This is a genomic window from Nocardioides lijunqiniae (assembly GCF_015024225.1).
Classification (GTDB): domain Bacteria; phylum Actinomycetota; class Actinomycetes; order Propionibacteriales; family Nocardioidaceae; genus Nocardioides; species Nocardioides lijunqiniae.
In genome coordinates this window covers 36,179-48,893 of sequence record NZ_JACJGM010000028.1, presented here as the reverse complement: position 1 = coordinate 48,893, position 12,715 = coordinate 36,179, and the positions used below count along the sequence as shown (strand labels likewise).

12 protein-coding genes are annotated in these 12,715 nt (G+C 74.0%); 11 read left to right on the top strand and 1 reads right to left on the bottom strand.

What is annotated here, in order from left to right:
• Positions 1–212: 212 nt before the first annotated feature.
• The 11 genes from mpaM to IRQ30_RS16445 all read left to right on the top strand — a co-directional run bounded on the left by mpaM (position 213) and on the right by IRQ30_RS16445 (position 11,306).
• A complete protein-coding gene (mpaM, locus tag IRQ30_RS16495; protein ID WP_193614079.1) occupies positions 213–1,127 on the top strand; it encodes a daptide-type RiPP biosynthesis methyltransferase in 915 nt (304 codons plus the stop codon).
• A gap of 9 nt (positions 1,128–1,136) precedes the next feature.
• Positions 1,137–1,286, top strand: a complete 150-nt coding sequence (locus IRQ30_RS16490; RefSeq protein ID WP_193608093.1) for a hypothetical protein — start codon at positions 1,137–1,139, stop codon at positions 1,284–1,286.
• Positions 1,287–1,740: 454 nt separating this feature from the next.
• Entirely contained in the window at positions 1,741–2,340 is a 600-nt protein-coding gene (locus IRQ30_RS16485; RefSeq protein ID WP_193614078.1) for a hypothetical protein, read from the top strand.
• A gap of 454 nt (positions 2,341–2,794) precedes the next feature.
• Entirely contained in the window at positions 2,795–3,238 is a 444-nt protein-coding gene (locus IRQ30_RS16480; protein WP_193614077.1) for a hypothetical protein, read from the top strand.
• 4 nt (positions 3,239–3,242) lie between these two features.
• On the top strand, positions 3,243–4,487 hold the full coding sequence (locus IRQ30_RS16475) for an MFS transporter (protein ID WP_193614076.1): 1,245 nt from the start codon (positions 3,243–3,245) through the stop codon (positions 4,485–4,487).
• Positions 4,484–5,512 (top strand): TolB-like translocation protein, encoded by a 1,029-nt coding sequence (locus IRQ30_RS16470; protein WP_193614075.1) that lies wholly within the window; start codon positions 4,484–4,486, stop codon positions 5,510–5,512. Before IRQ30_RS16475 ends, IRQ30_RS16470 begins: the two co-directional genes overlap by 4 nt.
• A 20-nt stretch (positions 5,513–5,532) precedes the next feature.
• Positions 5,533–6,750, top strand: coding sequence for a hypothetical protein (locus IRQ30_RS16465; RefSeq protein ID WP_193614074.1), 1,218 nt, complete (start codon positions 5,533–5,535; stop codon positions 6,748–6,750).
• On the top strand, positions 6,743–7,573 hold the full coding sequence (locus IRQ30_RS16460) for a WecB/TagA/CpsF family glycosyltransferase (RefSeq protein WP_193614073.1): 831 nt from the start codon (positions 6,743–6,745) through the stop codon (positions 7,571–7,573). The genes IRQ30_RS16465 and IRQ30_RS16460 overlap by 8 nt, the downstream gene beginning before the upstream one ends.
• Positions 7,570–8,826, top strand: coding sequence for a UDP-N-acetyl-D-mannosamine dehydrogenase (gene wecC, locus IRQ30_RS16455; RefSeq protein WP_193614072.1), 1,257 nt, complete (start codon positions 7,570–7,572; stop codon positions 8,824–8,826). Before IRQ30_RS16460 ends, wecC begins: the two co-directional genes overlap by 4 nt.
• Positions 8,827–8,828: 2 nt before the next feature.
• On the top strand, positions 8,829–9,971 hold the full coding sequence (gene wecB / locus IRQ30_RS16450; RefSeq protein WP_193614071.1) for a non-hydrolyzing UDP-N-acetylglucosamine 2-epimerase: 1,143 nt from the start codon (positions 8,829–8,831) through the stop codon (positions 9,969–9,971).
• A gap of 126 nt (positions 9,972–10,097) precedes the next feature.
• A complete protein-coding gene (locus IRQ30_RS16445) occupies positions 10,098–11,306 on the top strand; it encodes a right-handed parallel beta-helix repeat-containing protein (protein ID WP_193614070.1) in 1,209 nt (402 codons plus the stop codon).
• A gap of 7 nt (positions 11,307–11,313) precedes the next feature.
• Here IRQ30_RS16445 and IRQ30_RS16440 read toward each other — a convergent pair whose 3' ends face one another.
• Entirely contained in the window at positions 11,314–12,714 is a 1,401-nt protein-coding gene (locus IRQ30_RS16440) for an O-antigen ligase family protein (RefSeq protein WP_193614069.1), read from the bottom strand.
• Between the last annotated feature and the right edge of the window lies 1 nt (position 12,715).

The following is a 12,715-nucleotide window of genomic DNA, read 5'->3' as shown; positions in this document are numbered from 1 at the left end:
GACACCACATCCCCGAGTCGATCGATGCCAATGATCGCGCCACCCTACTCGACGATCCGGGCGAGTAAAGGTCACGGACGAAAGCAATCCGCGGCATCGGAGTCTCGGTTGCTGAGACCGGCCTTCAATCGACGTGCGGGGCTCCACTACCTTGCGAGCGCCTGGCGGGCGGATCTCCCCGGCCGAGGGCGCTCTCGGAAGGCTCCATCGCGATGGTCGACGTCCACGACACCGTTCCCGACACCGGCCCCGGCGCGGCCTTCCAGGAGGGCGGGTCCCTGCACCCCCTCGGCAGCCTGGCGACCGCGGTCGCCGAGCTCGGCGACCGCGCCCGGCTCTGCGACCTGTACGACTTCAGCGGCGCACCCATCTACGACGACTGCTACGGCGTCGACGCCGAGGAGGTGGCCGTCCTCCGCGACGTCCTGCGCCGTGTGCCCGGACCCGTGCTCGAGCTCGCAGCGGGCAACGGTCGGCTGACGCTGCCCCTGCTGCAGATGGGCCGTGAGGTCACGGCCCTTGACCTGTCCGCGGGCATGCTCGCCCAGCTGGAGGGGCGCGTGTCGGTGCTGCGGGAGCGGATCCGCAGCCGGCTGCACATCCAGCAGGGGGACATGACGGTCATCGACCTCCCGGACTCCGTCCCGCAGGAGTACGGCCTGGTGGTGCTGCTGCTCGCGTCCATCTCGATCCTGGACCGGGACGGACGGGTGGCCGTCCTGCGACGCGCACGCGAGCGCCTGTCACCGGGCGGGGCCGTGCTGTTCAGCATCGTCGTCACGCGCTCCGAGGACACCGACGTGGCCGACCACGTGCACGAGACGACCGGTCGGTCCGGCCAGGGCTACCGCATCCACGAGGTCCGCCAGCAGGACACCGAGATCCGGCAGGTGGGCATCTACCCGGTGATCGACGACCCGACCGTCGCGGTGCCGGTGGGGATCGGCGTGCACCGGGTCCTCGACCTCGACGGCGTCCTCGCGGAGGTGGCGGAGGCCGGACTGACCCTCCGCTCCCAGCACGTGGTCGACAGCCCGTTGCAGGGGCTGGCCGAGGTCTTCCTCGAGGCCTTCGACGCCACCGTCGCGCCGCCGAGCGACGGCTCCGAGCTGGCCCCGCGTGGTTAGGGTGGCCGCGTGAACTACCTCTATCTCGCCGCCCTCGCGCTGATCATCGCCGCCGTCGCCAACTTCTTCGTCGGCGACCCGACGATCGCAATCGCCCTGCTCGTGACCGGCTTCGTCTTCCTCGGAGCCGGCACGTACCTGCGCAGCAAGGCCGAGTAGCGCTCGTCGAGACCCCGTGAGTCGAACGCCGACCTGCGACTCACGGTGGTTGAGGTGCGAGCGCAGCGAGCCTCGAAACCACCCGCGTTGTGCGTGGCTGATGTGGCCCGCGCGCGTAGCAGCCCGGGTCTCGGCGTCGAGGATCGCCTTCGGCGCCCGCTTCGCGGCGCCCTGCGGGCGTCCTTGACTCCGAGCCTCTCCCGGGCTGCTGTGGCGGCGCACGGGCGGCGGCGGCTTCGCCGCGCCGCCCGCTAACAGCGCGGGCCCTGCCTATGGTCATCCAAGTCGGCAGTTCGCGCCCCGGGTGGAGGTCTTCACGCTCGGCCGCCCCGCTGGGGTGACGAACTGCCGACGCTGAGTGTCGCTTGTCGCACCACCCGCCACACCAGCCCCGCCGGCGGAGACCGGGACGGGCTCAGGCGGCTCAGTGCAGGTCCCGGCTATGTTCGCAGGCATGTCGGGCCTGCAGCGTGTCCTCGTCGTGAGCACGAGCGCGGGTGCGGCGGAGGTGGCGGGGCTGCGCGCCTCGCACGGGCGCGACCCGCTCGTGCTCACGGCGCCGACGGCCGAGGCCAAGCGGGTGGTGCTCGCCCTCGGGGCCGACCCGCAGGTCGAGGTGTCCCTGGCGCCGGTGCGCTTCCCGCCGGCCGACCGCGGGCACCGGCTCGACGAGCTGGTGCGGCGCCACGCCCTGCGCGACCGCTTCCGCGACGTCGTGGTGGTGGTGGACCCGGCGACCGCGACCCTGCTCCTGCGCACGCTCGCCCCCGACCAGCTGCCGACCTCGGGTGCGGTGACCCTCGTCGGGCTCCCGCGCGGCGACCGACCGGTCGCCGTACGTCGTGCGGTGGTGCTGGGAGTCGTGCTGGGCGTGGTCGCGGCGGCGGCGGATCCCCTGCTCCTGCTGGGGATCGCGGGTTCGGTCGGCCTGGTCCTGCTGCTGGTCCCACCGTGGCGCCACCTCGGCCGGGAGCTGCTCCTCGCGGCGGCGATCAGCGCCGCGGTCGCCCTCGCGCTGGTGTCCAGCTCGGGTCGCTTCCCCGGCGGCTGGTGACGAGCCCCGGCGGCGTCCGCTCACCCCGGCTCACCCGGAGGTCGCCGTCCGGACGACGGCGGTGCTCGACGGCAGGGGCTCCCCAGTCTTGGGTATCTGACCCGCAGTTCCCCTAGGCGGCACGCGGCGATCCCAGAGGCTCGAGGACGGAGCGAGGGACCGGAACGCTCCTCGCCGCTCGCCTAGGGGCTCGTTGATGTCGAATCGCCGCTCGATGCTGACCGCTGTCGCGCTCATCGTGGGCCTGGCCGTCGCCGTGGGATGTGTGCTCGCCCTCGGTACCGGCCAGGATCGCAGCGCCGACGCGGACGGCGTTGCGCCCCCGAACGCCCGAGCCGGCGCTGCGAGCGAGAGCTCGCAGGGCCGGCCCGGGACCACGCCCAGCGGGGCGACGGAGTCGCGGCCGTCGTCCGGGGCAGCGTCGCCACGACCCGCGCCGCGTGCCAGGGGCGGGGTGCGGATCGCGCCCGAGCAGCCCGGGGAGGAGTCGGCGTACCGGCTTCCCGGCGTGCGCGACGCCGCGCCGGCGCCGCTCCCGAGCCGGGAGGACCTGCCGTCCGAGGCCGTGTTCGCCCGTGGGCGGCTCGTCGACGGCTACCCCGCCCGCCTGCTCCCGGGCACGCCCGGAGGCTCCGTGGTCAGCAGCAGTGTGGCGCCCTCGGCGGACCGGGTGCAGGTGGCCCTGGTCGGCGTCCGTGCGCGGCCACCGCAGCGGGTGCTGCGCTTCTACCGCGCGGCCATGAGCGGCGCGGGGTTCCGGGAGGTCCCGGTCCGCGCCGGCGGCGGCAGCGCGGCCGCCGCCTTCGCCCGGGGCGGGAGCCGCGTGGTCGTCACCGTTGACCTCACCGGGACGCGGGACTACTCGCTCTTCGCCAGCCTCGTCGTCGGCCGGGGCTGACCCGGTGTACCTCACGCTCAGCGACCGTCCCGCGGCCTCGCCCGACGCTCCCGTCGCGGGCCGGCGGCGCGTCGCGCCGGTGGTCGTCACGCTGGGGATCGTCAGTCTCGTCACCGACATCTCCTCGGAGTCCGTCGCGGCGATCCTGCCGCTCTACCTGACCGCGGTGGTCGGTCTCTCCGCCGTCTCCTACGGGCTCGTCGACGCCCTCTACCAAGGGGTCAGCGCTCTGGTGCGCATCGGTGGCGGGTGGGCGGCCGATCGGAGCGGACACCCCAAGTGGGTGGCGTTCCTCGGCTACGGCATGTCGGCGGTGGCGCGCTTCCTCCTGCTCTTCAGCACCGGGCTGGCGGCCATCTCGGCCGTGATCGCCGCCGACCGGGTCGGCAAGGGCCTGCGTACCGCCCCGCGCGACGCGATGATCTCGGCGGCGACGCCTCCGGAGAGCCTCGGGCACGCCTTCGGGGTCCACCGGGCGCTGGACACGACCGGGGCCGCGATCGGTCCCCTCATCGCGTTCGCGGTCCTGTGGTGGATCCCGGACGGCTACCTCACGGTGATGGTCATCTCCTTCGGGTTCGCCGTGCTGGGGGTCGCCCTGCTCGGCCTCCTGGTGCCGGACCGGCCCGTGCCCGAGCGTCGGCGGGACCGCGCCCCGGTGCGGTGGCGCGAGGTGGCGCGACCCGGGCTCGTCCGCCTGGTGGTCGTCGCCGGCGCGCTCGGCCTGGTGACGGTGGGGGACGGGTTCCTCTACCTCGCGCTGCTCGAGCTCGGCGGGTTCGCCGCTCACTGGTTCCCCCTGCTCTACGTCGGCACGAACGTCGTCTACCTCGCGCTCGCGATCCCGGTCGGTCGCCTCGCCGACCGGCGCGGCAAGGCCACGGTGCTGATCGCCGGTCACGGCGCGCTGCTGGCGGCGTACGCCGTCGTGGCGCTGTCGCTGGACGCCACGGCGTCGACGCTGCTCGTCCTGCTGCTGCTCGGCACGTTCTACGCCGCGACCGACGGGGTGATCGCCGCCCTGGCCGGCCGCCTGGTGCCGGACGAGCTGAGAGCGAGCGGCATCGCGTCCGTGCAGACGGTGGTGGTGCTGGCCCGCATGGTCTCCTCGGCGGCCTTCGGCGCGCTGTGGTTCGTCCTCGGACCCCGGCAGGCCCTGGTCGTCGTGGGCGTCGCCCTGGCCCTCGCCCTCCCGGTCGCCTTCGCCTCGGCCCGCCGCCTGGACCTCGAGGCGGCGGGGGCCCCATGAGCCGGCGCACCCGGGTCTCGCTCTTCCTCGCCCTCGTCCTCGTCGTGGTCGGTGGCGTGACGGCGTACGCCGTCGGCTCGGCCGCGGACTACCGACGGACCTACCAGCGGCCGCCGAGCGTGCCCACCGTGTCGGACGCCGACGAGCCCGCAGGACCGGCCTCGGGGCCTCGGATCGTCTTCCGGCACACGGGCATCGACGACAGCTACGGGCGGGTGGCGACGGTCCGGCTGGACGACCCGTCGGGTCCGCGGACGGTGAGCGACGTGAGCTGCGACCGGGTGGACGCGACCGACGAGGTGACGGCCTGCCTGCGCACCGAGCGGGGCGTCGTGACCACCTACTCCCTGACCGAGTACGACGCCGGCTGGCACGAGCTGCAACAGGTCCCGCTGCCGGGGATCCCCAGCCGGGCCCGGCTCTCGGCGGACGGGGCGATGGTCTCGACGACGACGTTCGTCAGCGGGCACGACTACCTGCAGGTGGGGTTCTCGACGGCGACCGAGATCCGCGACGTCGACGGCCGGGGACACGGCGACCTCGAGAGGTTCGCCCTCGTGCTGGACGGCGAGCGGGTCACGCCCCGCGACCGCAACGTCTGGGGCGTCACCTTCGCCGACGAGGACACGTTCTACGCGACCGTGGGCACGGGCGGGAGGACCTACCTGGTCGAGGGCAGCCTGGACGCGCGCACCCTCACGTCGGTCGCGGACCACGTCGAGTGCCCGTCGCTCTCGCCCGACGGCACCCGGATCGCCTACAAGGAGGCGAGCACGCGCGACGGGGCCACCTGGTGGACCCCGGCGGTGCTCGACCTGGCCACCGGTGAGCGGACCGTCCTGGACGCCGAGCAGGCCAGCGTCGACGACCAGGTCGAGTGGCTCGACGACGACACCCTGCTCTACGGGCTTCCCCGCGAGGGGGAGGCCGGCAGCACCGACGTCTGGGCGCTCGACGCCCGCGGGTCCGCCGGGCCGCGGCTGCTGATCCCCCTGGCCTGGTCACCCGCCGTGGTGCGGCCATGAGCCCGACGAAGGGAACCCCCGTGCACCCACTGCCCACCGTCCCCGCCGAGGCGGACGCCGCCGCCGCGTGGCGGCCACGCGTCGCGGCCGTGCTCGGCGATGACCCGACCGCTCCCGACCGCGTCATGCGCCTCACCGCCCTCGCCGAGCGGGGCCTGGCGGCGGGCTACGACGCGAGCTCGGGGTCCTTCGCCCAGACGGTCCGAGGGGTCGGCGGCGGCGGTGGCGTCCGCCTCCAGGCGGAGGGATCCAGCCTGCGCTACACCGCGATGGCCGCCCTCGGGCTCGGACGACTGCCGGTGGCGCGCCAGCGGGCGACCCTCGGCGGCGGCACCGCGGACGAGCTGGCGCTGCGGACCGCGGAGCAGGCACTCCACTCCGACGACCCGGGCGCCGCCGCGCTGGCGCTGTGGGCCGCCGCGGAGGTCGCGGGCTCGGCTCCGCGCGTGCTGCTCGAGCGCCTGGGCCGCCTCCTGCGCGAGCGCACCTCGCTGCCCACGGTGGACATCGCCTGGACGCTCACCGCCGCGGTGGCCGCCGCCGACCATGCCGGCCAGGCCGACACCGGCGACCTCGTCGGCCGGGCGGCCGCGCTGCTGCGACACCACCACGGCCCGGGCGGCACCTACCCGCACGTCCTGCCGCCGCACACCCAGTCCCGGCTGCGTGCCCACGTCGGCAGCTTCGCCGACCAGGTGTACCCGCTGCAGGCCTTCGCCCGGGCCTCCCGGCTGACGGGCGAGCGCTGGATGCTCGAGCACGCCGACCACACGGCGGCCGCCATCTGCGCGGCCCAGGGGTCGGCCGGTCAGTGGTGGTGGCACTACGACTGCCGCGACGGCGGCGTGGTCGAGCCCTACCCGGTCTACAGCGTCCACCAGCACGCCATGGCCCCGATGGTCCTCTTCGACCTGTGGGAGGCCGGCGGGGCCGACCACCGACCGTCGGTGCGGCGAGGACTGGAGTGGCTCGACACGCACCCGGAGGTGGTCGAGGAGCTGGTCAGCGAGCGCTTCGGGCTGGTGTGGCGCAAGGTCGGCCGGCGTGAGCCGCGCAAGGCGGCCCGGGCCGTCGCCGCCGCCGTCACCTCCGTCCGGCGCGGCGCCACCGTCCCGGGCATCGACCGGGTGCTGCCGCCCGCGGCGGTCGACCACGAGTGCCGGCCCTACGAGCTGGGATGGCTGCTCTACGCCTGGCTCCCGCCGCTCGACGGACGGTCGGGGGTCGACGATGCGTGACTCCGCGGTCCCGACCCGGCGGCTCTTCGGCCTGGAGGTCGACGCGCTGACGCTCGAGCAGACGGTGGCGCTGGCCGAGGAGGCCGTCCGTCAGCACGAGCGGCTGCTCATCGGCGTGGTCAACGCCGCCAAGATCGCCAAGCTCAGGACCGACCCGGTGCTGCGTGACTCGCTCCTCGAGGCCGACCTCATCCTGGCGGACGGGCAGTCCGTCGTGTGGGCGAGCCGGCTCCTGCGCCAGCCGCTGCCCGGACGGGTCGCGGGCATCGACCTCTTCGAGGAGCTGCTCGGCGTCGCCGACCGGCTGCACCTGCGGGTCTTCCTGCTCGGTGCCACCGCCGCGGTGCTGGCCAGGGTCGAGGACGAGGTCGCCCGCCGCTGGCCGGGCGCCGTCCTCGCGGGCAGCCGGGACGGCTACTTCGCCGAGGAGGAGTCCGCACGGGTCGCGGACCAGATCGCCGGGTGCTCGCCGGACCTGCTGTTCCTCGGGATGACGACGCCCAAGAAGGAGATCTTCCTGGGCCGGTACGGCGACCGGCTCGGCGTCCCCGTCCAGCACGGCGTCGGTGGCTCCTTCGACGTCCTGGCAGGGGTCACCTCCCGCGCGCCGCGCTCGTGGCAGCGCCTCGGCCTGGAGTGGGCCTACCGCGTGGCCCAGGAGCCGCGCCGCCTGTGGCGGCGCTACCTGGTCACCAACCTCGCCTTCATCGGGCTCGTCGGGGTCGAGCTCGTCCGCCCGCAGCCGGCGTACCCGCGCCCCCGCTCGACCACGCGGCTCGACGCCGTGACCGCACCGCACCCACCACGGAGGGAACATCCATGAACGAGGTCTTCGCAGGACGGATCGCCATCGTGGGGCTGGGCTACATCGGCCTCCCCACCGCCGCGGCACTGGCCACACGCGGCATCGAGGTCGTCGGGGTCGACGTCAACGAGGCCACGGTGAAGGCGGTCGCGAACGGCGAGGTGCCGTTCGTCGAGCCCGACCTGTCCGCCGCCGTGAGCGGCGCGGTGGCCATGGGCCGCCTGACCGCCTCGACCGAGACGCCGGCCGCCGACGCCTACATCATCGCGGTGCCCACGCCGTTCCGCGACGACCACCAGGCCGACCTGCGCCACGTCCAGCAGGCCAGCGAGCAGATCGCGCCGATGCTGCGCGGAGGAGAGGTGGTCATCCTCGAGTCCACCTCGCCGCCCGGCACCACCGAGCAGGTCAGCCGGTGGCTGGCGGAGCTGCGGCCCGACCTGGTGTTCCCGCACAGCTCCGAGGGAGTGCCCGACGTCTACGTCGCGCACTGCCCCGAGCGGGTGCTCCCGGGACGGATCATGATCGAGATGGTGACCAACGCCCGCGTGATCGGCGGGATCACGCCACGGTGCGCCGCGAAGGCGGCCGCGATCTACCGGGTGTTCGTGCAGGGCGAGATCGTGCTCTCCGACGCGGCGAGCGCCGAGATGGCCAAGCTCGTGGAGAACGCCTACCGCGACGTCAACATCGCCTTCGCCAACGAGCTGTCGCTGATCAGCGAGCGCATCGAGCTCGACGTCTGGGAGGTGATCCGCCTCGCGAACCACCACCCCCGGGTCAACGTCCTCACGCCGGGGCCGGGAGTGGGAGGTCACTGCATCGCGGTCGACCCCTGGTTCATCGTCGGCGCCGCGCCGGAGGAGGCCACCCTGATCCGGGCGGCACGGCAGATCAACGACCACAAGCCCCACCACGTGGCCCAGCAGGTGGCGCTCAAGTCGGAGCGGTTCCGCAACCCGACGATCGCCTGCCTGGGCCTGGCCTACAAGGCCAACGTCGACGATCTGCGCGAGAGCCCGGCCATCGACATCGTCGCCGCCATCGCCCAGGCGCAGCCCGAGCTCGACATCCGGGTCGCCGAGCCGCTGACCCACGTCCTGCCGCACCAGCTCGCCGACCACCCGAACGTCCGCCTCGAGGCCGCGTGCGACGCCATCGCCGCCGCGGACATCGTGGTGCTGCTGGTGGACCACGACCACTTCCGGTCGCTGAGCCGGTCGCGGCTCGCCGGCAAGGTCGTCTACGACACCCGCGGGCTCTGGAGGTAGTCGTGCCCAAGGTGATGGTGGTCTACGGGACCAGGCCCGAGGCGATCAAGCTGGTCACGGTCATCCGGGCGCTCTCCGCCGCTCCGGACGTGGACGTCGTGAGCGTCGTGACGGGACAGCACCGCGAGATGCTCGACCAGGTCAACGGGCTCTTCGGGATCGTGCCCGCCCTCGACCTCGACGTCATCCAGCCCCGCCAGCAGCTGGCCGACCTCACCGCGCGCGTGATGGCCGGTGTCACCGGGGCGATCCGCCGCTTCCGGCCCGACGCCGTCATGGTCCAGGGCGACACCACCACCTCGTTCGTCGCCGGGCTGGCGGCGTTCTACGAGCAGGTGCCGGTCCTCCACGTGGAGGCCGGTCTGCGCACCGACGACCGCTACAACCCGTTCCCGGAGGAGGTCAACCGACGGCTCACCTCCCAGCTGGCCTCGCTCCACTTCGCACCGACGCGGCTCTCCCGGCGCAACCTGCTCGCCGACGGCATCGACCCCGCCGACGTCCTGGTCACCGGCAACACGGTGATCGACGCCCTCCTCGAGGTCGTCGCCCGCGACCTGCCGGTGGAGAACCCGGACCTGCGGGTGCTGGACGGCGGACCGGCCGTGCTGGTGACGAGCCACCGCCGCGAGTCGTGGGGGGAGCCCATGGCCCACACGGCGGCGGCCCTCGCGCGGCTGGCGAAGGAGTTCTCCTCCGTGCGGTTCGTGCTCCCCGCGCACCTCAACCCGGTCGTCCGCGAGGTGCTGCTCCCGCCGCTGCAGGGGTTCGACAACGTGACGATCACCGAGCCGCTGTCCTACGGCGACTTCGCGTTCGCGATGAACGCCTGCTCGGTGATGCTGACCGACAGCGGCGGCGTGCAGGAGGAGGCGCCCAGCCTCGGCAAGCCGGTGCTGGTGCTGCGCGACAACACCGAGCGGCCGGAGGCCGTCCACGCGGGCACCGTCCGGCTGGTCGGCACCGACGAGGACCGGATCGTCGAGGAGGTCTCCGCGCTGCTGAGCGACCCGGCGGCGTACGACGCCATGGCGCACGCGGTCAACCCGTACGGCGACGGCCTCGCCACACCCCGGATCGCGGCGGCCGTGGCGCACTTCTTCGGTGTGGGGGAGCGGGAGGAGGAGTGGGGCGGCACACCCTGACGCACGGCCTCGGGCGGTGCGCGAGGAGGAGGGGCTTGGCGCGCAGCGGTGTACGTTGAGGCGCGACCCACGCCCTGCGCGGCTGACCCGACGCCCCTGGAGGTCCGAGTGCGCCAGCACGACCGGATGCCCCCTCGCCCCCTCAGGTCGGCGCTGGTCGTCCTCACGGCGACCGCCGCCGCCCTGGCCGCCGCCCTGGCCGCTGTCCCGGCCCCGAGCTGGTCGGGAGCCCCCGACGACCTCACCCGGACCGGCCCCGAGGTCTCCCGGGCCGGCGGCGCCGTGGTCGGGCTGAGGATGGCCCGTCGGGTCTCGGACCAGCGGAGGGCTCGCGCCGTCGTGACCGTGACCGCGCCCGGTGGCCGGGTCCCCGCGGGGCGGGTCGTGCTGCGCAGCGGCAGCCGGGTCCTGGCCTCGGCGCCCACGAGGGCCGGCCGCCGGGTCCGGGTCGTGCTCGACCTGCGTCGCCTGCGTCCGGGGCAGCACCGGGTGCACGCCGTCCTCCGCGCCGGCGGGCGACGTCTCGGACGCAGCCAGGTCGTCGACGTCACCTCGCGCGCCGGGTGCGCCTGGAGGCCCACGGCCTGCGGGCTCCCGTCGGCAGCCACGACCGGGGTGCCGCGAGGCACCCGGCTGCGGGCCTCCGGCTCCGTCACGGTCACCCGGCCGGGCACGGTCATCGACGGGCTCGACATCCGGGGCACCCTGACGATCAAGGCGTCGCGCGTCGTCGTCCGCAACACCCGGATCCGGGGGTCGGGCTTCTGGGTCGTCACGGTGGACCGGGCGGCCTCCGACGTGGTCATCAAGGACGTCGAGGTGGACGGGCTCGGGATGCGCGGGCAGGCGGGCTCCTCCGGCATCGTCGGGGGATCGCCCACGATCATCCGGACCCGGGTCACCGGGGTCGAGAACGGCCTCGTCCCGGGGTCCGGCACGCGGGTCCGGCGCTCCTACGTCCATGGCCTGGCCGCACCGGGGTCCCCGCACTACGACGGGATCCAGATCGACGGTGGGGTGAGGGACATCTCGGTGACCACCAGCACCGTCGACGTCTCGGACCAGACGCAGACGTCCGCGGTGATGATCGACAACTACTTCGGAGCCGTCTCGGACGTCTCCGTCACCCGGAACCTCCTGATGGGCGGGGGCTTCACGGTCTACGCCGACGGCGCCTTCTCCGACTCCGACGGCATCCGGACGGTCACCTACGCCGGGAACAGGCTCGTGCGGGGCTACTACGGCTACCACCTGGTCAGGAACGCGCGGGTGCGGTGGTCCGGCAACGTCGTCGACCGGACCGGCGCGCGGGTGCGGGTGCCCGGCTCGAGCTGAGGCAGCCTCAGGGGCCGGCCGCACCGTCGCGCGCACGCGTCGCCGGAATCGGTGCGGGCACCGGCGTGGGGGAGCGCTCCGCGCTCACGATCCTCCAGAGCGCGTCCACCAGGCCGAGCAAGAGGGCCGTGACGGCCGCGGCGGTCGGGAACGTCAGCGCGTCGAAGAACGCATAGCTGAGGGTCAGGCCGCTGATCCCCGCCGCGAGCGCCGCCGCCAGCGACCGCAGCTCGGGGGACGCGGTCCGGCGGCGGACGGTCAGCGCCACGCCGATCCCGGTGAGGAAGGTCGCCACGAGCGCGAGCGTGCCGACCAGACCGGTGTCGATGAGGAGCCCGAGGTACTGGTTGTCGATGACCCGGTACGGCGGCAGGAACGTCATGAACCCGCGCCCGAAGAGCGGCGCGTGCTCGATGAAGGCCCAGCCGAGCTCGTAGCTGCCCGTGCGCGAGGTGGTGGTCGGGTCGCTGGAGAGACCGCTGAACATGCTGGTGATCGTGCCGAGCATGCCGGGCACGAGCAGGAAGAGCCCGACGGTGCCGAACGCGCCCACGATGCAGGCGCGCAGGCGCACCGGGGCCGGCCACAGCGGGAAGATGACCAGGAGCGCGGCGAGCAGCGCCAGGAACCCCGACCGCGAGTTGGCGAAGGGGACGGCGAGCACGACGACGAGGGTCGGCCACCAGCGACGCACCAGGCCCCCGGTGCCGTGCAGGCCGACGTGGACGCACAGGGGCAGCATCGCGGCCATCACCACCCCGAACTCGATGGGGTTGATCGTGGTGCCGATCGCCCGGCTGAAGCCGTCGCGGGGTGCCACGGTCGGGAGGATCGTGTTGACCGACAGCCCGGGGATCGACAGGCGGTCCGTGAGCGCCTGCCCGGTCACGAACTGCACGATCCCCACGGTGGCGCACGCCCCGACGCCGACGACCAGTCGCCGCACGAGCAGGGTGATCCGGTCGTGGCTGGTGACGCCGTCGGCGGCGATCACGACCAGGCCGGCCCACCCGCCCAGCATGATCAGCGCCGTGTGGATGCTGTTGAGCTCGGTGCCGGTGATCGGGCGCGACATCGCCGCGACGTAGCTCGCCAGGACCCCGAGGACGAACAGCGTCCCCACGGTCCGCACCGGGTGGGGACGGGCGAGCGGGCGGTCGACCCGGGAGATCCGGTCGAGGAACCAGCAGCACGCTCCCACCAGGGCGAGCATCCCGGCCGGGGTGCCGGCGGCCCCCAGCGGTGCCGCCACCAGGCTGGCCGGGATGGCGAAGAGCACGACGACGTACAGCGTGAGGAAGTCGACGCCGTCGACGTCGTGCTCCTCCGCCCAGCGGACGACGGCGTCGCGCAGCCGACGGAGCAGCAGCAGCCCGGTGACCATCTCCAGGACGCGTTGCCACCCCATC

Bases quoted from the DNA above. Each gene is read 5' to 3' on its own strand.
- IRQ30_RS16440 (WP_193614069.1), bottom strand. From the start codon at position 12,714: ATGGGGTGGCAACGCGTCCTGGAGATGGTCACCGGGCTGCTGCTGCTC.
- wecC (WP_193614072.1), top strand. From the start codon at position 7,570: ATGAACGAGGTCTTCGCAGGACGGATCGCCATCGTGGGGCTGGGCTAC.
- mpaM (WP_193614079.1), top strand. From the start codon at position 213: ATGGTCGACGTCCACGACACCGTTCCCGACACCGGCCCCGGCGCGGCC.
- IRQ30_RS16460 (WP_193614073.1), top strand. From the start codon at position 6,743: ATGCGTGACTCCGCGGTCCCGACCCGGCGGCTCTTCGGCCTGGAGGTC.
- IRQ30_RS16470 (WP_193614075.1), top strand. From the start codon at position 4,484: ATGAGCCGGCGCACCCGGGTCTCGCTCTTCCTCGCCCTCGTCCTCGTC.
- IRQ30_RS16485 (WP_193614078.1), top strand. From the start codon at position 1,741: ATGTCGGGCCTGCAGCGTGTCCTCGTCGTGAGCACGAGCGCGGGTGCG.
- IRQ30_RS16445 (WP_193614070.1), top strand. From the start codon at position 10,098: ATGCCCCCTCGCCCCCTCAGGTCGGCGCTGGTCGTCCTCACGGCGACC.